The 25,706-nt window shown below is 60.7% G+C and carries 20 protein-coding genes; 7 read left to right on the top strand and 13 right to left on the bottom strand.

The features are described from left to right. Window positions 1–107: 107 nt before the first annotated feature. Both crtI and QWU44_RS01490 read left to right on the top strand, forming a co-directional pair. Entirely contained in the window at window positions 108–1,751 is a 1,644-nt protein-coding gene (gene crtI / locus QWU44_RS01495) for a phytoene desaturase family protein (protein ID WP_370913935.1), read from the top strand. A gap of 338 nt (window positions 1,752–2,089) precedes the next feature. Beyond that, entirely contained in the window at window positions 2,090–2,779 is a 690-nt protein-coding gene (locus QWU44_RS01490) for a hypothetical protein (protein ID WP_370913934.1), read from the top strand. A gap of 989 nt (window positions 2,780–3,768) precedes the next feature. Here the strand turns inward: QWU44_RS01490 and QWU44_RS01485 are convergent. The 7 genes from QWU44_RS01485 to dxr form a co-directional block, all read right to left on the bottom strand. Continuing rightward, window positions 3,769–4,296 carry a hypothetical protein gene (locus tag QWU44_RS01485; protein ID WP_370913933.1) on the bottom strand — a complete coding sequence of 176 codons (528 nt, stop codon included), beginning with the start codon at window positions 4,294–4,296 and terminating at the stop codon, window positions 3,769–3,771. A gap of 138 nt (window positions 4,297–4,434) precedes the next feature. Beyond that, window positions 4,435–5,871 (bottom strand): cobyric acid synthase, encoded by a 1,437-nt coding sequence (locus QWU44_RS01480; RefSeq protein ID WP_370913932.1) that lies wholly within the window; start codon window positions 5,869–5,871, stop codon window positions 4,435–4,437. A gap of 12 nt (window positions 5,872–5,883) precedes the next feature. Next, window positions 5,884–6,789, bottom strand: a complete 906-nt coding sequence (gene map, locus QWU44_RS01475) for a type I methionyl aminopeptidase (RefSeq protein WP_370914290.1) — start codon at window positions 6,787–6,789, stop codon at window positions 5,884–5,886. A gap of 93 nt (window positions 6,790–6,882) precedes the next feature. Beyond that, window positions 6,883–8,829 (bottom strand): penicillin-binding transpeptidase domain-containing protein, encoded by a 1,947-nt coding sequence (locus QWU44_RS01470; protein WP_370913931.1) that lies wholly within the window; start codon window positions 8,827–8,829, stop codon window positions 6,883–6,885. A gap of 168 nt (window positions 8,830–8,997) precedes the next feature. Next, window positions 8,998–10,140, bottom strand: coding sequence for a flavodoxin-dependent (E)-4-hydroxy-3-methylbut-2-enyl-diphosphate synthase (gene ispG, locus QWU44_RS01465; protein WP_370914289.1), 1,143 nt, complete (start codon window positions 10,138–10,140; stop codon window positions 8,998–9,000). Between the two features lie 156 nt (window positions 10,141–10,296). Continuing rightward, entirely contained in the window at window positions 10,297–11,487 is a 1,191-nt protein-coding gene (locus QWU44_RS01460) for an RIP metalloprotease (RefSeq protein WP_370914288.1), read from the bottom strand. A gap of 118 nt (window positions 11,488–11,605) precedes the next feature. Continuing rightward, window positions 11,606–12,775, bottom strand: a complete 1,170-nt coding sequence (gene dxr, locus QWU44_RS01455) for a 1-deoxy-D-xylulose-5-phosphate reductoisomerase (protein WP_370914287.1) — start codon at window positions 12,773–12,775, stop codon at window positions 11,606–11,608. A 285-nt stretch (window positions 12,776–13,060) separates the two neighbouring features. Between dxr and QWU44_RS01450 the strand changes: the two genes are divergently transcribed. The 4 genes from QWU44_RS01450 (at window position 13,061) to QWU44_RS01435 (ending at window position 17,827) form a co-directional block, all read left to right on the top strand. Beyond that, entirely contained in the window at window positions 13,061–13,495 is a 435-nt protein-coding gene (locus tag QWU44_RS01450) for a DUF2631 domain-containing protein (protein WP_370913930.1), read from the top strand. 383 nt (window positions 13,496–13,878) lie between these two features. Continuing rightward, window positions 13,879–14,862, top strand: coding sequence for an ABC transporter permease (locus QWU44_RS01445; RefSeq protein WP_370913929.1), 984 nt, complete (start codon window positions 13,879–13,881; stop codon window positions 14,860–14,862). Further along, window positions 14,862–15,926, top strand: coding sequence for an ABC transporter permease (locus QWU44_RS01440; RefSeq protein WP_370913928.1), 1,065 nt, complete (start codon window positions 14,862–14,864; stop codon window positions 15,924–15,926). Before QWU44_RS01445 ends, QWU44_RS01440 begins: the two co-directional genes overlap by 1 nt. Next, on the top strand, window positions 15,923–17,827 hold the full coding sequence (locus QWU44_RS01435; RefSeq protein ID WP_370913927.1) for an ABC transporter ATP-binding protein: 1,905 nt from the start codon (window positions 15,923–15,925) through the stop codon (window positions 17,825–17,827). The genes QWU44_RS01440 and QWU44_RS01435 overlap by 4 nt, the downstream gene beginning before the upstream one ends. Window positions 17,828–17,934: 107 nt before the next feature. On the opposite strand, the gene rlmN is transcribed toward QWU44_RS01435, so the two are convergent. Further along, complete coding sequence (gene rlmN, locus QWU44_RS01430; protein WP_370913926.1) at window positions 17,935–19,032, bottom strand: 23S rRNA (adenine(2503)-C(2))-methyltransferase RlmN; 1,098 nt, start codon at window positions 19,030–19,032, stop codon at window positions 17,935–17,937. 83 nt (window positions 19,033–19,115) lie between these two features. Here rlmN and QWU44_RS01425 point away from each other — a divergent pair, with 83 nt between their 5' ends. Beyond that, complete coding sequence (locus tag QWU44_RS01425; protein WP_370913925.1) at window positions 19,116–19,472, top strand: lipopolysaccharide assembly LapA domain-containing protein; 357 nt, start codon at window positions 19,116–19,118, stop codon at window positions 19,470–19,472. An 86-nt stretch (window positions 19,473–19,558) separates the two neighbouring features. Here QWU44_RS01425 and QWU44_RS01420 read toward each other — a convergent pair whose 3' ends face one another. The 5 genes from QWU44_RS01420 to rpsB all read right to left on the bottom strand — a co-directional run bounded on the left by QWU44_RS01420 (window position 19,559) and on the right by rpsB (window position 25,589). Continuing rightward, window positions 19,559–20,614: a phosphatidate cytidylyltransferase gene (locus QWU44_RS01420; protein ID WP_370913924.1), complete on the bottom strand. Its 1,056-nt coding sequence runs from the start codon at window positions 20,612–20,614 to the stop codon at window positions 19,559–19,561. Between the two features lie 112 nt (window positions 20,615–20,726). Next, window positions 20,727–21,284, bottom strand: a complete 558-nt coding sequence (frr, locus tag QWU44_RS01415) for a ribosome recycling factor (protein WP_370913923.1) — start codon at window positions 21,282–21,284, stop codon at window positions 20,727–20,729. A 141-nt stretch (window positions 21,285–21,425) separates the two neighbouring features. Further along, on the bottom strand, window positions 21,426–22,157 hold the full coding sequence (pyrH, locus tag QWU44_RS01410) for a UMP kinase (RefSeq protein WP_370913922.1): 732 nt from the start codon (window positions 22,155–22,157) through the stop codon (window positions 21,426–21,428). A 1,407-nt stretch (window positions 22,158–23,564) separates the two neighbouring features. Continuing rightward, window positions 23,565–24,392 carry a translation elongation factor Ts gene (tsf, locus tag QWU44_RS01405; RefSeq protein ID WP_370913921.1) on the bottom strand — a complete coding sequence of 276 codons (828 nt, stop codon included), beginning with the start codon at window positions 24,390–24,392 and terminating at the stop codon, window positions 23,565–23,567. A 312-nt stretch (window positions 24,393–24,704) separates the two neighbouring features. Continuing rightward, window positions 24,705–25,589, bottom strand: a complete 885-nt coding sequence (gene rpsB / locus QWU44_RS01400) for a 30S ribosomal protein S2 (protein ID WP_370913920.1) — start codon at window positions 25,587–25,589, stop codon at window positions 24,705–24,707. Between the last annotated feature and the right edge of the window lie 117 nt (window positions 25,590–25,706).

Raw genomic sequence — 25,706 nt, 5'->3', positions numbered from 1 at the left:
ACCTTCTGAACCCCACCCACCTTCTCACTGGCCCGTCCCGGGGTATCCGGGTGCTCCGGGAGACCACCGTCCGCACCATCGATCCGACACCGAGGAAAAACGAGAACATGACCGAAACCACCGCACCCCGTACGGCCGTCGTCATCGGTGCCGGTGCCGCCGGACTCGCGACCGCCGCACTTCTGGCCCGGGAAGACCTGAGTGTGACCGTCATCGAGCAGGGCAGTAACACGGGAGGTCGAGCGGGAACCCTCACGGTGGACGAAGCTCCGGGCTTCCGCTGGGACACGGGTCCCAGTTGGTACCTCATGCCCGATGCTTTCGATCACTTCTTTCGCCTCATGGGGACAAGCACAGAGTCGGAACTCAAGTTGATCACCCTCGACCCTGCTTACCGGGTTTACCCGGAGGGGCATGCGCCACTCGATGTTCCCGCGGGTCGCGGCAGAGTCACGGCACTCTTCGAATCCGTCGAGCCCGGCGCCGGGCGGCAACTTGACCGGTATCTCGACTCAGCGGCGGATGCCTACCGCATCGCGGTGGAGAAGTTCCTCTACACCACATTCACGGGCCCCGCCGGATTCATCAACCGTGCGGTGGGGCGTCGGCTGTCGACCCTGGCACTATTGCTGACCACCTCCATGGAGGATTTCGCGCATCGCTATGTCGAGGATGTTCGTCTCCGTCAGATCCTCACCTATCCCGCGGTCTTCCTCTCCTCCCGCCCGGATCAGACTCCGGCGCTCTATCATCTGATGAGCCACACGGACCTGGATCAGGGAGTTCGTTATCCCGTCGGCGGTTTCGCCGCACTCATTGACGCCATCGAGCGGGTCGCCCGCGACGCCGGAGCAGAGATCCGGACCGCGAACAGGGTGCTCCGGATCACCACGTCAGACCATCCGGGGCCCCTCCGGCGCCGGATACCGGCGGTCTTCGGCCGTGTGAGACCCACCGTCGCGCGCGTCACCGGAGTACAGATTCGTACCAGTGCCGGTGCGGTCGAAGACATGCCCGCGGACATTGTGGTCAGTTGCGCTGACCTTCACCACACAGAAACTGCACTATTGCCTGCTCACCTCCGAAGCTATCCTGAAAAATGGTGGGGTACCCGTAACCCAGGCCCCGGTACCGTCCTGGTGATGCTGGGTGTGCGAGGCACCCTCCCCGAACTGGCCCACCACACCCTCTTGTTCTCTCGCGACTGGGGCGCTGACTTCGATGCCGTCTTCGACGGCTCCTGCACCGACCGAGAATTCCCCGCATCACGGTCGCTGTACATCTCCAAACCATCTGATTCAGACCCCGATGTCGCCCCGGAGGGACACGAGAATCTTTTCATCCTGATTCCGGTACCTGCGGATCCGGGGATCGGGCACGGATCCGCCTACTCGGAGCATCCCTCATCTCTGGTGGAGGCCATCGCCGATGACGCGATCGACCAGATTGCCCGGTGGACGGGGGTGCACGATCTGGCTGAACGGATCGTGGTACGCCGAACTCTCGGACCAGCGGATTTTTCAGCACGCTACAATTCCTGGCGCGGAGGCGGTATCGGTCCCGCTCACACCCTCTCCCAGTCCGCGTTTCTGCGTGGCACCAACGCCAGTCATCTCGTGGAAGGTCTGTACTACGCCGGGGGCACCACGGTCCCCGGCGTCGGTGTGCCGATGTGCCTGATCTCCGCAGAAAACGTACTCAAACGACTCCGGGGTGATGCCTCTCCATCACCGCTCCCGGAGCCGATCTGACATGACGTGCGTCTGGATCTGCAACCCATCATGTGACTGCGGAGACGGGTTCCACAGTCATTCCCACGGGGTACCCGAACCAGCTACCCGCGCAGGAACGGATGAGAGCGCACAGAAGCAGCGGTATCGGGGGAGCAGTCAGCTCAGGAGGGCCCGCCCCGGTCATCACCACGATCCGGACAGCGTGTCACCGTTCCTGGGCCCGGATCGTTAAGATGAGTGCCGCAACCTGTCCCGGATCACCGATGAAGGCCTGACTTTCCTTGTCTCCCGAACACCCCCCATCCCACCATGGCACCCCAGGGATATCCGCTGCCACCGCATCCATAGCGGCTGCTGTGGCGATCATCCTCGCGGCACTCGGGGTCGGTTACACCAGGAGCAGTGTCGGATATTCTGCGCTGGCCGCACTGACGGTCGCCTTCGGAGCGACGAGCGCCATCATTCAGCTATACCTCCCTGGACGTATCACCGTCTTTCGGGGATTGGCCGCCCTGGGCGGCATGGCCCTGCTTATTCTCGGTGTACTCACTGCCGCCAGCAGAATCATCAACTTGGACGAACTGATGTTGGTGGCAACCCTAGGAGCGGTGTACATCACACCTCCGGCCATCATGTGCTGTCTGATTGGCGGCCTGGGAGAGCTGCCGCGGAAATGGGCTCCGCGGACCGGATTCAGCATTCTCGGTGCCGGGGCAGTGGGATGGGCCGCCCTCGGAGCCGATACCCCGGCGACCCGGTTGCTGGTCATCCTCGCCGCGTTCCTTGCGTTGCTCGGATGCCTCCCCGTACTCTTCGATGCCTGTCGACGGCGCAACGACGGCTGGGGGTGGCGCTGGTACGCGGTCACGATCGCCGCAGGAATTCTCGCCACGATCATGATGTACGCCATCACCGTCGCAGCGACTCCGATCACCTGGTGGCCCGCCCGCGCTCCGAGCATCGTTCTGGCATGGGGGTACATTCTGGCTGCCGCGTTACCTGTCATCGCGGGAATCACCTACCGGAGTCCGGGCTACCGGCAATGAGTGCTCCGATTTCCAGCGGTACTGTGCCCGGGTCGGACGCCCGACTGGGGAGAACAGGTGCTGATCGGGCGCTGCAGGTTGACATACGTGAGGCACACGTGAACACTCTCACTCTGTTCTTTTCGTCTCTTCGGCTCCTGTGCACACCGATGATGCTCTGACAGGACCTTCGGACCGAATGATGACGGTCCTGGATTCACCGTCCGGAAGATCCCCGACAGGCTGGTACAGGGCAGGCTATCTTCGGCCGAGTGGAAGCTGAGCCCGGCTGAGAGATCGCCCTCGATAAAACCCGATGCAGGGAACACGGCTACCTTGGCCTGTACCCGATCCCCTTCCACCATGCGCTCTCTCACGGTGGAGTGGGCGGAACCGTCCTATTGCACCAACACCAAGCTCCGTGCCCCGATACCCAGATTTTTCTGTTTTCTTTTGCCGTGATGACGAGGCGACGTGACGCCTGAACGCCTACTGGTGAATGAACCGTATCCATCTCCTTAGCATGTTCCCGGCCATTCACCCACCGCCATCCCCGTTCATAGTCGACCGGACGACCGCATAGCTACCGATATGGCCATGGAAACCTCGTTCAAACATGATGAAGCGATCTACAGGATTTCACCTCCGGATTCCTGCGCACGAACTGCACCTATCTCCGGGGCTCGGCTAGGGCACCGCTTCCCGACCAATCCCGAAGTAGCACCATTCCTTTTTATATGCGCGGGCAAAAAGAATGGGGTCACACTTCTTGACGACAGATCCATCACATGTCTGGGATCATCCCGCAGAACGGTTCTCCGCGCACAGACAATGATGATAGCCACGATCCAGACACAGATTGCCTCCCACGGCACTGCCACACCGGTGATCTGGCGGCCCGCACACGCCCCGAGCATCGTGTTGGCCTGGGCATACATCGTCGCTGCGGCACTTCCGGTGGTGGCGGGTGTGACATACCGACCGCAACCACCGCACCTGACGATGACCGATTAGTTCAACTGGTCGGCGTTGAGTGTGATCTTCCTGATAGCGCGCCCGTTGATACCGCCAGGAACAGTGACGTCGATCCTCGGATAGCTGGCGACGGCCGTGCACGGACCGTCAGCGACACCCTCGCGGATCCCCTTGACCGCCGCGATACCGACGGTGTCCGGCGTAGTGGTGACCACGCCTCGGACACCGTAGCAGTGACTGTCACCGGAGAGGATCGTCATGCGGATGGTGTCCTTATCGATCACGGTGTAGAAGAAATCGGTCTGATGCTCGGAGTGCATCCCGGTCGCGGCTTCTTCGGTCTCGACGGTGTGCGCATGGAACGGCCAAGCGGAGGAACCGCCGGTGGTGCCGATGATCCCCTGGAGAATCTGCCCGATGAACCACTCCAGGGAGGACTCGGTCGATTGGTTGGCCGACGACCCGGATGACAACGCATCGGCGGATGCGACCGCGGGTGCCGCTCCGAACAGTAGAGCGGCTGAAGCGATCGTGATGGTGAGACGACGATAAAGCGTGCTCATGAGGGCTCTCCAGGTGTGTGGTGCGGATAGGGTAACACCTTGTATAGCAGTTTTTCTTCGCTGCGCTCCCTACACTTCCCCCCCCCGACTGTCGCCGTTGAGTCGGCCCTTCTCCGCAGAGAGACGAGGGCTACCGGATCAACGGTGTGGAATGAGATCGTCCAGGTCGATTGCTTGTTCCACGGTGTCCGCGATGAGATCCAGTTGGTGGAGCCGTTCCCCGCCGAAGGAGGTGTCCGGGGCGAGAACGAACCGGGTCCGTCCGGCAGCCGTGGCGATGTCCCGGAGGAAGGCTCGGCGGTGTCCATCGTGTTCCAGGTGGCCGTGCCGGTGGGTGCCGAAGATGGCTCCTCGTCTGGCGCCTTCCTTGCCGATCCACGGCTGTTCGGTGGAACGCACGACCCTGCCGTGGTGAACCTCGTAGGCTCCATCGTCGTGCCGGATGAGGGTCTTGTCCGGGTGGAAGACGATGTCGGTGTCGAACACCCCGAGGCCCCGCACAGGGTCGGATGACCCGGATTCCACGGGGTCGGTGATACTGCGGCAAAGCATCTGGTAGCCACCGCAGATTCCCAGCACCGGCCGGTTCTCCGCTACGCGTGCAACGATGGCCTCGGCAATTCCGGTTCGCCGCAACCATGCGAGATCGTCGACGGTGGCGCGTGTTCCGGGGAGAATGACGAGGTCGGCGTCGACGATCTGGTCGGCGTCAGCGGACCAGACGACGCTCACCCCGGGTTCGCAGGCGAGCGCCTCAACATCGGTGGCGTTGGAGATGCGTGGCAGTCGGACGGCCGCGACCCGGAGGCGCTGCGTTCCCACTCCGGGCACGGAGGGGCCGACGCTCGCGCCGAGCGGTGACTGCAGGGAATCCTCGGCGTCGATCCACAGCCCCTTGATGAACGGCAGGACGCCGACGGTGGGGACACCTGTGAGTCGTTCCAATTCCTCGAGTCCCGGGTCCAGGATCGTCTGGTCCCCACGGAACTTGTTGATGATGAATCCACTGATCCGTGCACGATCCTCAGCGTCCACGATCTGGTGAGTTCCGTAGAGATGCGCGAGGACACCGCCACGATCGATGTCCCCGACGATGTAGACGGGCAGGTCACAGGCCTTTGCAAGACCAAAGTTGGCGACATCGGTGGCCCGCAGGTTGATCTCCGCAGGCGAGCCTGCACCCTCGCAGATTACGACGTCAAAACGCGCCCGCAGGTCATTCAGACACTCGGCTGCGATCTGCCGGAGGTGACTGCGGTGCTCGATGTAGGTCCGGGCGCTCACCGAACCTGTGGCGTGGCCTCGGACCACGAGTTGGCTCGAGTGGTCGCTGCCCGGTTTGAGGAGCACCGGGTTGAAGTCCACGCTCGGTTCCAGTCCGCACGCCGCAGCCTGGAGCGCCTGGGCGCGGCCGATCTCCCCGCCGTCGGGGCAGACAGCCGAATTATTCGACATGTTCTGTGCCTTGAACGGTGCGACGGACACTCCGCGTCGGGCCAGAGCACGGCAGATCCCCGCGACGATGACGGATTTCCCGGCGTCCGAGGTGGTTCCGGCAATGAGGATGGCGGACACGGTCGCACCGAATCAGATGTCGTGGCCGTAGGAGTCGATCTCGGCGTCGGGGATGGTCAGAATCTCCGGACCATCCTCGGTGATCACGAGAGTGTGCTCGAACTGGGCGGTGAACTTCCCGTCCCGGTTCGCCACGGTCCACCCGTCATCCCAGATGTCATAGGGCAGGTCACCGATGTTGATCATCGGCTCCACAGTCAACGTCATTCCCGTCTCGAGGATGGTGTGATCCTCGGGGTTGTCGTAGTGCACGACAACCAGACCATTGTGGAACGTCGGGCCAACACCATGTCCGGTGAAGTCACGGACAACGGAATACCCGAACCGCTTCGCGTAGGACTCGATGACCCGGCCAATCACGTTGATCTCGCGGCCCGCCTTCGCCGCCCTGATACCCCGCATCGTCGCGATGTAGGTACGCTCCACCAACAGGCGGTGCTCCTCACTGACATCACCGGCGAAGAAGGTCCGGTTGGTGTCACCGTGGACACCATTTTTGTAGGCGGTGACGTCGATGTTCACGATGTCACCGTCCTGGACCACGGTCGAGTCCGGGATTCCGTGACAGACGATCTCGTTGAGCGACGTACAACATGATTTGGGGAAACCCCGGTAACCGAGGGTGGACGGGTACGCACCGTGGTCGCACATGTATTCGTGCGCGATACGGTCAAGTTCATCGGTGGTCACACCGGGCGCGACAGCCTGCCCTGCGATGGCGAGAGCGTTCGCGGCGATGCGACTGGCCTCGCGCATGGCCTCGATGGTCTCCGGAGTCTGTACGAGTGGCTCACCGCACGCTTCCCTGACTGTATCCTTCCAAACGTACTCCGGGCGCTCGATGTGCTTGGGCACCTTGCGGACGGGGCTTTGTTTTCCGGGGATCAGGCGTGCGCGTGCAGTAGACATGCCCACCATCGTAGCGCTGCCCACCGGCACCACGACGGACAGGTTGCCGGTGCACCGAACTTTCCTGCGATTCCGCGTACTGACATCGTTCTTGAGCGGGGTCTAGAGGTACGGAGGAAGCATCGCCGCCGAAGCACCGTCAGACTGAGTCGGGGCAGCGTGCTCCGGAACCACTGACTCGGCCCCGGCAAGCGGGCGATTACGAACCTGCGGGCCGGGCGCATCCTTGGATGGCAGGAGCGATGGATCGTCAAGGGACCGGAAGAAGTGGTCTGTGATGGCCACCGATGTCTCCGATCCACCCCCACGGACCACGAGGGTGGCGAAGGCGATGTCATCATCACGGAATCCGGCGAACCACGCGTGCGAACCGTCGGCGGTCTCAGCTTCACCGGTTTTGCCGTGGATTGCTCCCCCAGCCTGCATCCCGCGGGCAGTACCGGTGAGGACGACCTGGCGCATCATGCGCTGAAGTCCCTCAATGGCGACTCGGGTGGGTGGATCGACGTGTTCACTGACGGTGGTTTCCCGTCCGTTGATGAGCACCGGAAGGGGGGTGCGTCCGGTGGCCGCGGTGGCCGCGACTAGTGCCATACCGAAGGGGCTGGCGAGGTCCTTGCCCTGGCCGAATCCAGCTTCGGTACGGTCGACCAGTTCATCACCATGCGGGATGGATCCGGTCACGGTACCGAGCCCCTCGATGGTGTAGTCGAGGCCGAGTCCGAACTGTTTACCGACCTGCTCAAGCTCCCCGGGTTTCAGCCGGGCGGAAATGTCCGCGAAGCTGGTGTTACAGGAGGCAGCGAATGCCCGCTCCAGCGGTACAGATCCCAGGGAGAAACCATTGTAGTTGGTGACGATACGATGTCCGATCTCCATCGCACCGGGGCACGGGACGATGCTGTCGGGTGTCAGCCCCTCATCCATCATCCCCGCGGATGCGGTGATGATCTTGAACGTCGATCCCGGCGGGTACTGCCCCATGAGAGCCACCGCACCTTCACGATCCGCCTCCGCAGTCTGGGCGATGGCCAGTATCTCACCTGTTGATGGACGCATTACCACCATCATCGCCTTCATGTCCGCACGAAGGTCAACCGCCGCCTGAGCGGCGCGCTGGGCATTGGTGTCGAGGCTTAAGCGTACCGCCGGAGCCGGTGTCGGCGCATGGGTCTCCAGAGTGTCAATCTGTGCACCGTAGGAGTTAACCACGGCGATCTGCCAACCCCGCTCACCGTCGAGGTCATCGTTGACGATTCTTTCGACCCGCGAGATGATGTCCGGCGCGAAACTCTTGTCGGTCCGAACCATCGCAGCCTCCCGGTTCACCGTGACGGCCTCAACGCCGTCGAGTGCCTCCATAACCTTCGGTCCTTCGATGGAGTTAACCAGGGACACAGAGTACATACCTTTGGCCTGGAGCAGGTGTGCAGCGAGTTCGTTCGCGTTGACGGCGGACACGCTGCGGTCCCTGTTGTGGGCCTCATCAAGTACACGGGCGACGGTCCGTGCGGTCTCATCAGGATCCCGTAGATTCTCCGTGTTGACGAGTACCCGGTAGCTCGTACCCGGCACCAGGAGCGCCACCCCGTCATTGCTTATCACCCGCGCACGCTCCGCATTGATCGCCCTGAGCTCGAGATGCTGGTTCGCTCCGAGCCTGGGGTGCAGGAGATTCGGTCGCCAGCGGACGAGCCATTTTCCCCCGACCATACTCAGGGACATCCGTGACGGATAGCTCAATTCCCGATCGCGAGGCAAGGACCAGTCGACGTTGAAGTTTACGGTGGCGGAGTTTTCTCCGGTGACGAGCTCGTTGAGCTGTACGCCCAATTGTACGGCCTGCAGGCCCTCAAAGGACTCCCGGAGCATTTCAGCGGCAACAGTGGGCGAATCGGTGAGTTCACCCGCCTCCTCGAAATCCCCGTCAGAGACCGCGCTGAAGAACGTTCTGACGGCATCATCCACAGGCGGTGGCTTCGGTGTGCAACCCACCAATCCCACGGCGCCCATCATGATCGCCGTGAACAGCGCCGATGTCTTCTTCATGGCGTTCAAGTTAGCAACCAGAAACGGGTTGCGATAGCAACCAAACGGTGCGGCGTGTCCGTACTTGCCAAGTTGTGACGGATGAGACTGATGGGACCACTGTCAGCGCCACTCCCCAGCATGCCGATACTCGGGAAAACGTCGACACGCATCGATCCCGTGTGAAGGTCAGCTCGTGACCTTCACTTCAGGGGATCCGCTGACACTACCTTCTTCGAGGCCCAACTCATCCGCAATTTTCATCGCCTCCTCAATCAGCGTCTCCACGATCTGCGACTCAGGTACAGTCTTGATGACCTCACCCTTGACGAAGATCTGCCCCTTACCATTTCCAGAGGCCACGCCGATATCCGCATCACGGGCTTCACCGGGGCCGTTGACGACACATCCCATGACCGCGACCCGTAGCGGGAACTCCATGCCGTCCAAAGCAGCGGTAACCTCCTCCGCGAGCTTGTACACGTCAACTTGGGCACGCCCACAGGAGGGACAGGACACGATCTCCAACTTGCGGGGCCGCAGATTCAGCGACTGGAGGATCATGTCACCGACCTTGATCTCCTCCTCCGGCGGCGCGGACAGCGACACCCGGATGGTGTCACCGATCCCCTCCGAAAGCAGCGCGGAAAAAGCCACCGCAGATTTGATCGTGCCCTGGAACATCGGGCCGGCCTCAGTCACACCGAGATGCAGGGGATAGTCACACTGGGCGGCAAGCTGCCGGTACGCCTCAACCGTGATGACCGGGTCGTGGTGCTTGACCGAGATCTTGATATCCCCGAAACCGTGCTCCTCGAAAAGACTGGCCTCCCAGAGTGCCGACTCGACGAGAGCCTCCGGAGTGGCTTTGCCGTATTTCTCCATGATCCGCTTGTCCAATGAACCTGCATTGACACCGATACGGATGGGAATCCCCGCGGAACCTGCGGCGAGCGCAACCTCCTTGACCCGGCCATCGAATTCCTTGATGTTACCTGGGTTCACACGGACAGCCGCACAGCCGGCATCAATCGCCGCGAAGATGTACTTGGGCTGGAAGTGGATGTCGGCGATCACAGGAATCGGAGACTTCTTCGCGATGATTGGCAGTGCTTCAGCGTCGATCGGTTTCGGGCACGCCACGCGCACAATGTCGCAGCCCGTGGCTGTGAGCTGAGCGATCTGTTGCAGGGTGGCATTGATGTCGTGGGTCTTCGTGTTCGTCATCGACTGCACCGAAATCGGATGATCCGATCCGACACCAACGCCACCGACCATAAACTGCCTGGTCTTGCGCCTCGGGGCGAGCACCGGCGGCGGTGCCTCTGGCATGCCGAGTCCGATGGGGATAGTCACAGTGAAAATACTCCTTGTCACACACCGTCTGCAGGTCGGTGCTCATGGGTCAGATAAGGGTGGGTCGTCGGGGTCGATGGTAGCACCGGCCCGGGGAGGTGTCCGACCAAGCAAATCTCACCGGGTGATCCGTCAGCCGGGCAACCGAATCGGATTGACCACGTCGGCAGCGATGACGACCATCCCAACCGTCAGCAGGACAGCCGCCACGGCATAGGTCAACGGCATCAGTCCACGGTAGTCCGCCGGCCCCCCAGGAGGGAGCCCACGAAGGCGAAGAATGCTATCTCGGAGCTTCTCCCACAGGACAACAGCGATATGCCCACCGTCAAGTGGCGGCAGGGGAACGACATTGAACAGCGCAAGGAAGAAATTCAGACTGGCGAGCATCATCAGGAATGTTGCCCATTCGCTACGTTCCGCAAGTTCACCACCAAGCCGGGTCGCCCCCACGACACTGACGGGCGAATCCTGGGCACGTTCGCCCCCCACCACGGCCGCAGCAACACCGGGGATCTTCGACGGGAATGACTTCAACCCCTCAAAGGTTCCGGAGAACATCAACCCCGCGAACCGGAGTGAAGCACCGACTCCTTCGACCGGACCGTAGCTGCGGAAAACGTTTGTCACCGGGGCACGGGAAACGCCGATGGCACCGACGGCAACGTTCTCACCGGCGGCGTTGATCCGTGTGACCTCAGCTACAGTGAGCACCACCTCACGTGTCCCCCCATCTCGCTCGACAGTGAGCTTCACCGTCTCACCGGGACGAGCCATGAGGGTCTCCCGTAACTGGATGAAGTTGTGCATACGAATACCGTCGACGGCGACGATCCGGTCGCCCGTGACGATCCCCGCCTCCGCGGCAGGCCCGGTACCAAAACAAGGCGCAAGAGTTCCGTCCGCATTCTGAGTAGGTGCGACACAGGCGGTCCCGTCAACCGTCGGGGTGAGATCCACATCCGGATCCGGGATACCCGCACTGATAGCGACGGTGTAGATGAGGATGAGCCCGACGAAGAGGTTCATCACCACACCACCGGCGAGCACGGCGATACGCTGCCATGCGGGACGCCGCCACATCGCGAGCGGTTCTTCCTCGGGTGTCAGCGAATCGTTCGCCGTCATCCCAGCGATGTCGCAGAAACCACCAAGCGGCACAGCCTTGAGACCGTAGGTGGTGTGCCCCCGCTTGAACTGAGCGATGGTCGGCCCGAAGCCGATGAAGTAGCGCCGGACCCGCATACCGAACATCCGGGCGACCCCCATGTGGCCAGCCTCGTGCAGTGCGATGGTCAACGCGATACCAAGGGCGAAAAGCATGACGCCCAGCAGATAACCCACGGTGAGGTCACTCCCCTTGCATGTCTGTCAATGTATCCCGGTTTCCGGGATGGATGGCCTGTCCGGCGGGCTCAAGTCTCGCACACCCTCGCCCGGTTCACCGTTTTTCGAGGATGAGCGCCCCCGCCAGACGCCGGGCGTGTGCCTCCACGGCGAGTACCTCGGCCACAGTGTCGGCGGGGCAGGCGAATTCTGATGCCCGGTCAAGAACCTCAGACACGGTATCGACGATCTCCGGGAAGCGAATATCGCCAGCGAGGAATGCGGCGACAGCCTCCTCATTGGCGGCGTTGTAGACAGCGGGCCAGGTCCCTGCGGCTTCAGCAACCTGCGCCGCAAGCCGGACAGCGGGGAAAGCGGCATGGTCAACCGGTTCAAAATTCCAGGAGAACGCGCCAGAGAAATCCAGCGCTACCTGCGCATGCGGCACGCGTCTGGGCCAGTCCAGAGCCATGGAGATCGGGAGCTTCATCGACGGTGGGGACGCCTGCGCGATAGTCGCCCCATCGACAAAGGTCACCATCGAGTGCACGATCGACTGCGGGTGAACGACGACGTCGATCCGGTCACCGGGAATGCCGAAAAGCAACGACGCCTCGATGAATTCGAGCCCCTTATTCACCAGAGTTGCGGAGTTCAGGGTATTCATCTGCCCCATGGACCACGTCGGATGAGCCGCCGCCTGCCGCGGGGTGACACTCATCATCCGTTCACGGGACCATCCACGGAACGGTCCTCCGGACGCGGTGAGAACGAGCCTGGACACCTCGTACCCGCTCCCCGACATCAGGCACTGCGCCATGGCGGAATGCTCGGAATCAACGGGAACAAGCTGGCCAGGTTTCGCGGCACGAAGAACGAGATCACCTCCCGCGACCAGAGATTCCTTGTTGGCCAGGGCAAGGACTGCACCGGATTCCAGTGTCGCGAGTGTCGCCGCCAACCCCATCGACCCGACGAGTGCGTTGAGAACAGTGTCCGCCTCCACATCACCAACCAGCTCCCGTGCCGCGTCCGCGCCACTGATCACCGGGCCTCCGAGTTCACGGGAAACCTCGGCAGCGGCGGTGATATCCGCCACCGCCACCCGGCCCGGGGCGAGACGCAGGTTCCGTGCCTGCGCGATGATCTGCGCGGGATCGGAACCTCCGGCGGCGATTCCAACAACCTCAAAAGCGCCGGGGTTGTCATTGATGACCTCGATGGCCTGGGTTCCGATGGAACCCGTACTTCCCAGAATAAGAACGCGTTTGCTCACCTGCCCCATTGTTCCATTGATCACGCTGATTACGCTCGGAGGGACGCCCGGGGCTCAGATATCGCCCCCCAACCTTTTACTACACCCGAAAGGGGCGATGTTGCGTGTCGCCATTCACGCAAAGTTCTCCGAAACCGCGTAGAAACCATGTTTCTGAGCCGATTTTTCCCCGTATTTGTCACTTCCCGCCGCCAGACTAGTGGGTTCAGGTCGCTGTCAGTGACACGATATGAGATGATGGCGTCAACAGAATGCGATTTCGGTACGTGTGCTTTATCCCATAAGGAGTTTGACGTGTCTGGTTCCGACCACAACGTTCCCCAGATCCACAACGGAGTGTCGACCCTCGACGAGCCCTCGGCTGCCTGGGGCTGGCACGGTCTGAGCCGTAACGCCATCCAGATCTCCGGCTGGATCTCGGTGGCTTTCCTCCTCGCCTACCACTTCGGTAATCACACCGGCCACGTCGAAACCATCTGGCTGTTCACCATCACAGGGTTGCTGGTCATCGGTCTTCTGATCAACCTGTTCCAGCCCAAACTCAACCAGGTCCGCACGGTAACCGCCCGCAACAAACCGATCGGACATGTCGAACCCGACTGGGCACACGATCAGCACAACCTCACCGGCGCTTACGCTGAGCTGACCGATTCGCAACTGCGGTCCCTGAACATCGATCCGGCTACCATCCCCGGCCGCTCCTCCGGTAGACACGCCATCGACACCTAGACGCTCTCGACGACTCTGATAAAACCGCGATCCGTAGCCCGGATCGCGGTTTTTTCGTATCCCCATATCTTTCGAAGTCGCGTGACGCTTGCACCAAATCCGCAGTACCATCAGTTTTCTACCCCCACCATTACAGCTTGATATATATCAGATAAAACCCTTTTACCTGCATATTCACGACAGTTGAGGCCTTTTTGGATGGATTGATACGATGATTTTTCACCCCCACTGCCGAACACTTGCAACGTGATGTTCACTTCCCTGTAACCGACCCTATATTGTGGCGTCAGACACACCATGACAGTCCACCACCCGATTCACCCTCTCATCGGAACAACACCCCTGCCGCCGAAACGGGTGACGTCGAACAAGGAACTCCTCACATGATCAAGTACCTGCTGAAGAAGACCGTGAGCTGGATCGGCATGATCTTCATCGCCGTCAACATCACCTACTTCCTGGCATCCGGGTTCCTGAACCCCCGATCCAACTATGCGGAACGCCGCCCCCCGGTTCCGGAAGAGCGCGTCGATGCGATCCTCACCCCGTTAAATCTCAACGACAAAACACCCATTCTGGAACGATGGTGGACGTGGCTCACCGACATCCTGCTCCACTGGAACTGGGGTTCATCCCCCATCGGAGACGCCGTCAATGAGCAGATCGCCTACCGCGTGTGGGTGTCCGCGCGTCTGATGCTGCTGGCAACCGCACTCTCGGTGATCATCGGAATCTCCATCGGCGTGTACACCGCCTCACGCCAGTACAAGACCGGTGACCGGTTCTGGCAATTCACCTCGATCTTCACGATGAACATCCATATCGTCGTCGCTTCCCTGATCGTCGTCTGGGCCGCGATCAAGATCAACCACATTGCGGGTGACAACATCTTCTACGTCACCGGTTCCTCATCAATCGGTGTGGAAGGCTTCTGGCCTTCACTCATAGATCTCGCGCAGCACCTTGTCCTCCCGACGGTCTCCCTGGTGATCATCTCCTACGCCGGCTACCACTTCCTCCAGCGCTCATTACTCCTGGACAACATCAACGCCGACTACGTCCGCACCGCACGGGCGAAAGGTCTCACCCGTGGGCAAGCAGTCCGTCGACACGCTCTGCGCACATCAATCATTCCGGTTGCAACAACCGTCGCATTCTCCATCCCGGGGATTTTCACGGGAGCCGTCATGACGGAGACGATCTTCGGATGGCAAGGCATGGGCCAGTACTTCATCCAGACGATCTCCAGAAATGACGTTCACGGCGTTGTCGCCGTCGCCGCGTTCGGCGCCGCAATGACCGCGATCGGCGCCATCCTGTCCGATGTCTTCGTGGTCTTCCTCGATCCCCGAGTGAGGGTGAGCTGATGTACAAGAAATATCGCAACAACGGAAACGACGAGACCGAGAACCTCGGTGGTAGCGTCGGCCCCACCGCTGACATGACCATCTCATCCCAACCTTTCGCTCAATCGGCGACAATCGCCGAGGCACAGGCCGACGGCGAGGAACACCATCCACGACTCAAGGGACTGGATCCCGATGTACCTGCCGGAACCACGCCCGGCAGCACTAAGCCGATGAGCAAGACCAGGCTCTACGTCCGGCGGTTCGCCCGTAACAAGATGGCCGTGATCGGACTGATCATCTTCGTCGGACTCGTGTTCCTGGCTGTCATCGGCCCCTTCACCACGAACTGGGCCTATGACGACCCAGATTTCCTCGCGCTGTCGACACCCCCCAGTTCCGAACATTGGTTCGGGACAAACTCATCGGGCAACGATCTCTATGCGATGACGGTCCACGGCCTCGGCCGCTCCCTGACCATCGCTCTCCTGGTCTCCATCGGCACAACGATCATCTCCGCGTTCGTCGGAACTGCGGCGGCGTTATTCGGTGGCAATGCAGAAAAGGCCATCCTCGGGCTGATTCACTTTCTCCTGGTCATCCCCTCTTTCCTGGTCATCGCGCTCTTGGTCTCCGGATCCGGTGGGGACTGGAAACTGCTCACCATCGTCCTGATCGCATTCGGCTGGACGTACTTCGCCCGGGTGATCTGGTCCATGGCACTGTCACTGCGTGAACGTGAATACGTCCGTGCCGCCCGCTACATGGGTGTGAGCTCGGGCCGGATCATCATCCGCCACATGATCCCGAACATCGGCTCACTCCTCATCATCAACCTCACCCTCGGTGTCGTGTCCACCGTCATGAGCGAAACCGGCCTTTCCTTCCTCGGACTCGGTGTGAAGATCCCCGATGTGTCACTCGGCACGTTACTGTCCACGGGCGCCAACGCCCTCGAATCATCTCCGTGGGAGTTCTATTTCCCAGCAGCCGTCCTCTCCATGCTCACCGTCTCCATGGCGTTCATCGCCGACGGTCTACGTGACGCCCTCGACCCCAACTCCGCCGCAGGAGGCACCGCATGAGTCAGTCCCCCGTACTCACCGTCCGCGATCTCAGCGTCTCCTTCCCCTCCGAGGCCGGAACAGTCGAGGCTGTCCGTGGCGTCGATTTCGATCTGTACCCGGGAAAAACACTCGGTATCGTCGGCGAATCAGGGTCGGGAAAGTCCGTCACCTCCATGGCGGTCATGGGACTGCTTCCGACATACGCCGCGATCAGTGGTTCCGTCCGTCTCGATGATCGGGAGATCCTGGGTCTGTCCGATGCGAAGATGTCCGAGATCCGGGGCAACGACATCGGCATGATCTTCCAGGATCCGCTCTCAGCACTAACCCCCGTCTTCGACATCGGAACTCAGATCGTCGAGGCCATCCAGGCACACCGTGACCTGCCGAGAAAGAAAGCCTGGGCGGAAGCCGTGGAACTCCTCGATCTCGTCGGAATACCTGATCCCGCTGCCCGGGCCAAAGCGTTTCCCCACGAGTTCTCCGGTGGCATGCGGCAGCGTGTGGTCATCGCCATCGCAATCGCCAACAAACCCAAGGTGCTCATCGCGGATGAGCCGACCACAGCCCTGGACGTGACGATCCAGGCTCAGATCCTTGACCTCATCAAACTCGCGCAGAAGGAAACCAACGCCGCGACAATCATGATCACCCACGACATGGGTGTCGTGGCAGGAACCGCAGATGATGTCCTCGTGATGTACGCCGGAAGACCGGTGGAAAAAACCGACGTCCACACACTCTTCTACAACCCGAAGATGCCCTACACCGTCGGCCTCCTCGGTTCCATACCGTCCCTCGTCGCCACCGAGAAGACCGCGCTGACGACTATCGAGGGCTCACCGCCAGTGGTGGTCAACCTCCCCGATGCCTGCACATTCGCACCACGCTGCCCCATCGCGATACCAGCCTGCCTCGACCGCGAACCGGTCCTCACTGAAGTAAGTCCAGGCCAGCACGCCGCCTGCATTCGCAGTTCCCACATCTCCGAACGAACCCTGGACGGAGAAACAATCTTCCCGGTGCCACCCCGCCCGGAGGAGATTCTGGGCGACGTCCCGAGGGAGGAACGAAAAACGGTTCTCGAGGTCAAGAACCTCGTCAAAACCTATCCTCTGATGAAGGGCGCACTGCTCAAGCGCCGGGTCGGCTGGGTTGAGGCCGTCAAGGGACTCACCTTCGACATCAAAGCCGGCGAATGTTTCGCGGTCGTCGGAGAATCCGGTTGCGGTAAGACCACGACACTGCTCGAGTTGATGGAACTGAACCCAAACGAAGAAACCACCATCATCCTCAACGGCACAGACACCTCAAAGATCTCCCGCCGTGAACGACGGCTCCTGCGCAAGGACATCCAGATCGTCTTCCAGGATCCGATGGGTGCCCTCGATCCACGACTCACCGTCTCCGAGATTCTCAGGGAACCCCTCGACGCCCTCGGCTGGGATGGCGACAAGGATGATCGGGTCTCCGAACTCATGTCTCTCGTCGGACTCAACCCGGAACACGTCGACCGATTCCCAGGTCACTTCTCCGGCGGCCAACGGCAACGTATCAGTCTCGCCCGGGCACTCGCGGCAAACCCCAGTCTCATCGTACTGGATGAGCCCGTCTCCGCTCTCGATGTCTCCATCCAGGCTGGCATGCTCAACCTTCTTGATGAGCTCAAAGCCCGACTCGGAATCTCCTATCTTTTCGTCGCACATGACCTGTCCGTCATCCGGCACATCTCCGACAGAGCCGCCGTGATGTACAAGGGGACCTTCGTCGAGCACGGCCCGACCGATGAACTCTTCGACAACCCCCAACACCCCTACACACAGGCGCTCATGTCGGCTATTCCCATTCCTGATCCCACAATTGAGCGCAACCGGACCCGTATCAAACTCGACGAGGCCTACTCACAGATCACCACGTAACCGGCCCCTAAATCACACAGCGAATAAAACGGGTGGCGGGGTCTCGGAGCGGAGCAACCCGCTCCACAGGCCGACCGATCTCCCACGCTACGTGTTCAGAACAGCCCTCAGCGTTCTTCCGCAGCCAACTGACCACACGCGGCGGCGATCTCCTGGCCCCGGGTATCACGGACAGTGCAGGCGACCCCCTGTGCCACGACCCGACGCACGAACTCCGCCTGCCGATCCTTCGGGGACGCGTCCCACTTCGACCCCGGGGTGGGATTCAACGGAATCAGATTCACATGGACCCTGGCCCCCAGAGCGTTGCGGAGCTTTTTTCCGAGCATGTCCGCTCGCCAGTCCTGATCGTTGATGTCCCGGATTAACGCGTACTCGATGGAAACCCGCCGTCCCGTCTGGTCCGCGTAATAACGCGCAGCATCCAAGACTTCATCGACGGACCACCGGTTGTTCACCGGAACGAGAGAGTCTCGCAGCTCATCATCTGGCGTGTGCAGGGACACGGCGAGGGTGACCGACAGTCCCTCATCCGCGAGTCTGCGGATCGCGGGAGCGAGTCCCACCGTGGACACCGTGACGTTTCGCTGGGAGATACCGAAACCGCGCGGGTTCGGTTCCGTAATTTGTTTCACCGCGTGCACCACACGCTTGTAGTTGGCCAACGGCTCCCCCATACCCATGAAAACGACGTTAGACAATCTGCGCCCCTCATCGCGCATGGTGGCGGCTGCAGCCCGTACCTGATCCACGATCTCACCGGTGGAGAGGTTGCGGTCCAGCCCTCCCTGCCCCGTGGCACAGAACGGACACGCCATACCGCATCCCGCCTGGGACGAGATGCACAACGTAGCTCGATCCGGGTAGCGCATCAGTACGGATTCGAGAAGTGTGCCGTCATGCAGTCGCCAAAGCGTTTTACTGGTCTGCCCTTCATCACAACTGATGCTCCGAATGCAGGTCATCATATCGGGGAACAACGCATCCCGGACCGTGTCACGTTGCGCTGCCGGGAGGTCCGTCATCGTACGCGGATCCGCTTCCAACCGGCCATAGTAGTGGCGGGCGAGCTGGTCGGCACGGAATCGCGGTAACCCGAGGTCGGAGAGGGCAGCGATGCGACGTTCTCCATCGAGATCAGCGAAATGGGTGGGCGGCATACCCCTTTTGGGGGCCGCGAAAACCAGGGGTAATTCCTTTGTCATAGTTCCCCCATCATTGCACGACAGACAACGATTCATGGAACCGGTGGGTTGTGTATCCCACCGTAAAGCCGTTGAATGGGGTCATGACCCGAAACACAGAGGCCTCCGACGCCGACTCCACGGAACTGACATCTGACGCTCCCACCCCAGTTACCGGATACCCGGCCAACGATGTTCCAGCAACCCAAAACACGAAAGCCCGCACGGTCGCCGGTAGCACTTGGGTCGCCTTGATCATCGGAGCACTACTGCTGATCCTGCTGCTCGTCTTCATCATGCAGAACCAGCAGCACGTCGATCTCACTCTCTTCGCCTGGGAGTTCAGTGTTCCCGCGGGTGTCGGGGTTCTACTCGCAGTGATCACCGGAGCATTGATCATGGCTCTCGTGGGAGGCATGCGGATGCTCGAACTCCGACGGGAACTGAAGAAGTACCGCTGAACAGTATCCCTGACAGATGAGGGTCCCGTTCCGGCTCTCTTGTCCGGAACGGGACCCTCTCATGCTCCTGCTTCTTCGTCTCTGGATCAGGTCTGAAGGAAACTCAGAACCAACCAGGTGACCATCGCTGACGGTAGTAAACCGTCCAGCCGGTCCATCAGGCCACCGTGTCCGGGGAGAAGAGTTGACATGTCCTTGATACCGAGTTCCCGCTTGAACTGGCTCTCCACCAGATCACCGAGTGTCGCACACACGACGAGGCCGGGCCCCAGGATCAGGCCCCGCCACCAGATATCATCGAGAAGGAAGTGCACGAGGAGAACACCGGACACCGTTCCGAGCAGCATGGAGCCAGCGAACCCCTCCCATGACTTCTTCGGACTGACGGCAGGCGCCATCGGATGAGCACCGAAGATGACTCCGAAGACGAAACCACCGATGTCCGAGGCAATCACGCACACCATGAAGGTGACGATGAACATCTGCCCCGGCACGCCTTCCCGATTGATCAGTGAAAGCATCGCCGCGAACGACGCGAACAGCGGTATCCAGGTCAGTACAAAGATCCCGAGTGAGGTATCACGGAGATAGTTCTGGGGAGCGGTATTCGGTCCATGATGGAAAAGACGCCCGAACATGAGCGCAAGTACACTCACCACGAAGCCAGCCACCAGGCCTTTCGTCCCGAACGGCCACGATAACCAGAGCATCATCTGTCCACCGGCAAAGAGAATCACCCTGGGGATGACATAACCCTTTTCCTTCAACCGGGAATGCACTTCCCAGGTGGCGACACCAACCGCAGCGGCAACGGCCGGATACCAGCCGAACGGGACGACGAAGATCATCAGCAGAACGATCGTTCCGAGTCCGACACCGACTCCGATGGCTTTCTTCAGGTCCCGCCCGGCGGAATTACGGGGTTTCGGGAGGTGGTCGAGGCCGAGGGCACGCAATGATTCAGCAACATCGGCGCTTCCTCCGCGCAGACCACCGGAGAACAGTCCGCGTACCGGGTCGTCGGAGTCGGTACTCTCCGTATCGGCAATCACAGCACCGTCGAGTACCGACGGATCGGGAAGCCCCGCGTAGTGGGCGGTCGAATCATCGCGATTCTGGGGCGTGGTGTGGTTTTCAGACATGACAGATCCGCAGCGGAGGTCTCCCGGCTAATACCTGATAAAAGCCCTCGAAGTACGCCCTCGGGGCTTCGGCACGCACGGGAAACTGTCTACCGGATTCGATGGTGGCCATCTAGACCTCCATCAACTCCTTCTCCTTCTTCTCCACAAGCTCATCGACCTGCGCAACATACTTCTGGGTCGTCTTGTCCAATTCCTTCTCTGCGGCGATCACCTCATCCTCGCCCGCATCTCCGTCCTTCTGGATCTTCTTCAGAATCTCCATATGCTTACGACGCACATTGCGGATGGCGATCTTCGCGTCCTCACCCTTCGATTTGGCCAACTTGACCATGTCCCGACGGCGTTCCTCGGTGAGCTGAGGAACAGTGACACGCAGTACCTGACCGTCATTCGTCGGATTAACACCGAGATCGGAGTTGCGGATCGCATTTTCGATCACGTTCATCACGTTCTGCTCGTAGGGGCGGATGATGAGCATCCGTGGCTCCGGCACCGAGATCGTCGCCATCTGCGTGATCGGGGTCGGTACACCGTAATACTCTGCGACGATACCGTTAAACATGCCTGGGTTAGCTCGACCTGTCCGGATGGTGGTGAGATCCTCTCGGGCGTGCTCGACAGAATTGGTCATTCGTTCCTCAGCTTCGAGGAGAGTGTCATCGATCATGATTTTTCGCTTGTTCCTTCGGACTCGGCCGACCGACGCCTCCCCCGGTACCACGTGTATCAGCGGAGCATTGTCGTGGCCAGGGCAGACAGCGGAATGGGGCTGGACTGGTTTGGTTTTCTATTTCTCCCGATTAATCTATCAGGACTGCACGAGGGTTCCGATGCCCTCGCCGGTGACGGCGCGTGCGATATTTCCCTCAGTGAGCAGATTGAACACCAAAATCGGCATATTGTTGTCCATGCACAGGGAGAACGCGGTAGCGTCCGCGACCTTCAACCCCTTCTCGATGCAGTCCCGGGGGGTGATCTGATCGAAAAGCTGGGCATCGGGATTCGTCCTGGGATCAGAATCGTAGACACCATCGACGCCCTTCGCCATAAGCAACACCTCACAGTCGATCTCCAGGGCACGCTGCGCGGCCGTCGTATCCGTCGAGAAGTAAGGCATACCCATCCCGGCACCGAAGATGACGACACGTCCCTTCTCCAGATGACGCTTTGCCCGCAGCGGAAGGTACGGCTCCGCGACCTGGGCCATGTTGATCGCGGTCTGAACACGGCAGTCAATACCGAGCTGAACGAGGAAATCCTGGAGCGCGAGGCAGTTCATCACGGTGCCGAGCATGCCCATGTAGTCCGAGCGGGCACGGTCCATGCCACGCTGCTGAAGCTGCGCGCCACGGAAGAAGTTTCCCCCACCGATGACAACCGCAACCTCGGTTCCATTGTTGACCACCGCAGCGATCTGACGGGCGACATTCTCCACCACATCCGGGTCAATGCCGACCTTGCCTCCGCCGAACATCTCCCCCCCGAGCTTCAACATCACCCGTTTGAATCCCTGGCGTTTGGTGCTCGCTTCATCGGCCATGCCGCAGTGTCCTTCCATTGTGGATCTCGTGGTTTGATCGCGGTTCTACATATCTTCGGTGTCTTCCTCTACCATCAGGCGATCTTACCCGAGTCCCGGATCACCTCCCGATGGCACAGCCAAATGGCACTGTCACTCGTGGATCTCACACGTCCTCGGCTCAGGGCTAGCGAGACAAAAGCGGGCGACCCGAGCCATAGGAAAATTTCAGCAACCCATTATTTTTTCCCAACAGAACTATCTAAGGCAAGGTTGGTCTGTACCCGACCTAAAGGAACATTGCATGAGGCCCTTATACCCACCGGGACCGGAAAGGGGACATCATCGCCGAGTTTGTCACGGACCTTCCATCTCTCCCGCCGCTACCGCCGTTGACACCGCAGTTGGTTCAGATTCTCGGCGCACTCGGAGTCGGACTGTCATAAGCCTAATCGCCATGATCTTCGGCACGGACAACCGGCGAAGAACCCGCTAACCAGACCCCGTAACCTGAACGCGGTGCAACCCGGAAACCGACGCCCAAACCCCAACCGAAACGCACGTCGAAAATCATCGCGAACGTTCGGCTCATTTCTGGACAGCAACTCACTTCAGAGAACGGCGTATATTTCGCCGCGATGTAGAGCGACGGCAATTTCGTGATCCGGCACACCAGGGATCTGGGTGACAGGAACCTAAAAAGTCGCCGGAAACGATGCGTACATGCGTATGCAGAAGGACGGGAACCTCGTGTTCTACTGCCAGTGGCAGAGCACCGTCTGCATCGAACACCGCAAACACAGTGGCCCGTATTCTGGAACGCGGCAACGACGGTGTTCTCCGGGGCAAAGGAGAGAACGGCCATGTCTTCTGGATGCATCCGGAGCACAAAACAGACACTTCCACCAAAACAAGCAAAGCGATGGACCGTCTGACCTCTCAGACACGGGGCAAGCAGGACAATCACTGCGCGAACCAGTGCGTAGCCCTCTTCAACCACTACAACGAGAACATCCTCGGACATCGTTTCATTCCCGCGTACTACGCCAGGGATCTGTACGCGGCCGCCCCCCCGGGGCGCACTGGGAGAAACTGCCTGCGAATGCGAAGCCACGCCGCGGTGATGTCGCTGTCTGGGGCCGAGGCTGGCCGTGGGCCCCAGAGGCAGGCCACGTGGCCATGGTCACCTCAGACAGTGGCTCGCATGTCAAGGTGTGGACCCAGAACCCCGGAGCCGCGCACGAAGCACAATTCACCAAATCCCATCTCATTGGCTATCTGAGGCCCAAGCTCTGATCACTGTCCTCAGGTAACCACGATGGCGGAACCACCATCTAAGTTGTTCCGCCACAGACAGAACACCGGAAGCGCCCTCCCCGTTCATGGAGAGGGCGCTTCCGGTGTTTCTATCCCGAAAAAGAGCTAGGCCTAGTGCTGGCCGACCTCGTAACGGACGAACCCGCTGAGGGTGACACCGGCCTCTTCCATGATGGCTTTGACGGTCTTCTTGTTGTCCGTCACAGAAGCCTGCTCGTTGAGGCAGACATCCTTGAAGAAACCGTTGAGACGCCCTTCGACGATCTTGGGCAGGGCCTTCTCCGGCTTGCCCTCCTCACGGGAGATGGTCTCCGCGATGTTACGCTCCTTCTCCACGATCTCGGCGGGGACGTCATCCCGGTTGAGGTAGCTTGCCTTCATCGCGGCGACCTGCATCGCTGCCACTCGGGCAGCTTCAGCAGCCTGCTCGCCTTCACCCGTGTAGGCCACGAGCACACCGACTGACGGGGGCAGGTCGGCGGCACGGTGGTGCAGGTAAACAGCGACGTTGTCACCCTCGACGGTGACTGCGCGACGCAGTTCCAACTTCTCGCCGATCTTGGCGGAGAGCTGCTGGATCGCTTCTTCGGCAGTAGCACCATCGACCGGTGCGTTCTTCAGATCCTCCGGGGAATTCGCCTTCACGGAGGCGGCCGCCTCGGCGATCTTCGCGGCAAAAGCCTTGAACTCGTCATTCTTGGCGACGAAGTCAGTCTCGGAGTTGATCTCGACCATGGTGTTCCCGGAGACGGCGATCAAGCCCTCAGCGGCGGTGCGCTCAGCGCGCTTACCGACATCCTTCGCACCCTTGATACGCAGGAACTCAATGGCCTTGTCGAAGTCGCCGTCATGCTCGGCCAGTGCCTTCTTACAGGCCATCATGCCGGAACCCGTGATATCACGGAGCTTCTTTACGTCTGCAGCAGTGTAGTTCGCCATTAGGGGGCGATCCTCCTTGTTGGGTTATTAAAACAGAAATCTGTGCGTGGGATACGTCGTCGACGAGCCTAGCCGGACAGCAAAACCGTGGGAACCGGTTGCCAGACATCCTCGACGCCCGGAATCCTCCCGGATACCGAGTGTGTCCGATCTCATCCGGGCCTGCAGGGTACCCGCAGATCCGGGGGTACCCTTGCGACACGAAACCCCCGCGCCTTGATCCTCCCCGGCCCCCATCCACTGACCGTGGATGGTTGGTGGTGTGGTGGCTGGGTCGCGGCGAGGGGGTGTGAGATCAGACGGAGGCGTTGACTACTCCGCGGCAGCGGTAGCTTCGGTGGTCTTTTCCTCGGCGGGCTGCTCTGCGGCGACCTCTTCCTTCGGAGCGGACTCAGCGACGGCCTCGGTGGCTTCGACCTTTGCGGCGACCTCGACCTTGGCGGTCTCGTCAGTGGCCTCAGCCTTGCTCTCGCCTGCGTTTTCCTTGGCTGCGGCCAGTTCGCGATCGGAGCGGGCCTTCTTGCCTGCCTCAACAGCGGAGGAGATGATACGGCTCAGAACGGAGATGGAGCGGATCGCATCATCGTTGCCGGGAATCGGGAAGTTGACGACATCGGGGTCGCAGTTCGTATCCAGCACGGCGACGACCGGGATGTTCAGCTTGTGAGCCTCACTGACGGCGATGTGCTCCTTGTTGGTGTCGACGATCCACAGTGCGGAGGGCACGCGGGTCATGTCGGAGATACCACCCAGGACGCGCTCGAGTTTGGTGCGCTCGCGGGTCAACATGAGGATTTCCTTCTTGGTGCGGCCATCATAGCCGTCCTCAGCCGCGTCCATGGCCTGCAGTTCCTTCATGCGGTGCAGGCGCTTGGAGACGGTCTGGAAGTTGGTGAGCATGCCACCCAACCAACGGTGATTGACGTACGGCATACCGACGCGGTCAGCCTCGGTGGCGACAGCTTCCTGCGCCTGCTTCTTCGTGCCGACGAAGAGGATGGTTCCACCGTGGGCGACGGTCTCCTTGACGAATTCGTAGGCCTGGTCGATGTAGGTCAGCGTCTGCTGCAGATCGATGATATAGATGCCGTTACGGTCGGTGAAAATGAAGCGCTTCATTTTCGGGTTCCAACGGCGGGTCTGGTGTCCGAAGTGGACACCGGCGTCGAGAAGCTCGCGCATGGTCACAACTGCCATGGTGATGCTCCCTTTCTGTGCTCGGAGTTTCGGTTCTTGATTGTGCGGGTTTTTATCCCGCACCCTGGCGACCAACACCCGACTTCCCACCCAGGCGACACCAACCAAACAACAGCG

This window comes from Corynebacterium sp. CCM 9203, assembly GCF_041357675.1.
In the GTDB taxonomy this organism is placed as follows: Bacteria; Actinomycetota; Actinomycetes; order Mycobacteriales; family Mycobacteriaceae; genus Corynebacterium.
This window is presented reverse-complemented; position numbering and strand designations above follow the sequence as displayed.

Coding starts and splice junctions, on each gene's coding strand:
- crtI (WP_370913935.1), top strand. CDS start 108: ATGACCGAAACCACCGCACCCCGTACGGCCGTCGTCATCGGTGCCGGT.
- QWU44_RS01485 (WP_370913933.1), bottom strand. CDS start 4,296: ATGAGCACGCTTTATCGTCGTCTCACCATCACGATCGCTTCAGCCGCT.
- map (WP_370914290.1), bottom strand. CDS start 6,789: ATGGTGGGCATGTCTACTGCACGCGCACGCCTGATCCCCGGAAAACAA.
- QWU44_RS01470 (WP_370913931.1), bottom strand. CDS start 8,829: ATGAAGAAGACATCGGCGCTGTTCACGGCGATCATGATGGGCGCCGTG.
- ispG (WP_370914289.1), bottom strand. CDS start 10,140: ATGCCAGAGGCACCGCCGCCGGTGCTCGCCCCGAGGCGCAAGACCAGG.
- QWU44_RS01460 (WP_370914288.1), bottom strand. CDS start 11,487: ATGCTTTTCGCCCTTGGTATCGCGTTGACCATCGCACTGCACGAGGCT.
- dxr (WP_370914287.1), bottom strand. CDS start 12,775: ATGGGGCAGGTGAGCAAACGCGTTCTTATTCTGGGAAGTACGGGTTCC.
- QWU44_RS01445 (WP_370913929.1), top strand. CDS start 13,879: ATGATCAAGTACCTGCTGAAGAAGACCGTGAGCTGGATCGGCATGATC.
- QWU44_RS01440 (WP_370913928.1), top strand. CDS start 14,862: ATGTACAAGAAATATCGCAACAACGGAAACGACGAGACCGAGAACCTC.
- QWU44_RS01435 (WP_370913927.1), top strand. CDS start 15,923: ATGAGTCAGTCCCCCGTACTCACCGTCCGCGATCTCAGCGTCTCCTTC.
- rlmN (WP_370913926.1), bottom strand. CDS start 19,032: ATGACAAAGGAATTACCCCTGGTTTTCGCGGCCCCCAAAAGGGGTATG.
- QWU44_RS01425 (WP_370913925.1), top strand. CDS start 19,116: ATGACCCGAAACACAGAGGCCTCCGACGCCGACTCCACGGAACTGACA.
- QWU44_RS01420 (WP_370913924.1), bottom strand. CDS start 20,614: ATGTCTGAAAACCACACCACGCCCCAGAATCGCGATGATTCGACCGCC.
- frr (WP_370913923.1), bottom strand. CDS start 21,284: ATGATCGATGACACTCTCCTCGAAGCTGAGGAACGAATGACCAATTCT.
- pyrH (WP_370913922.1), bottom strand. CDS start 22,157: ATGGCCGATGAAGCGAGCACCAAACGCCAGGGATTCAAACGGGTGATG.
- tsf (WP_370913921.1), bottom strand. CDS start 24,392: ATGGCGAACTACACTGCTGCAGACGTAAAGAAGCTCCGTGATATCACG.
- rpsB (WP_370913920.1), bottom strand. CDS start 25,589: ATGGCAGTTGTGACCATGCGCGAGCTTCTCGACGCCGGTGTCCACTTC.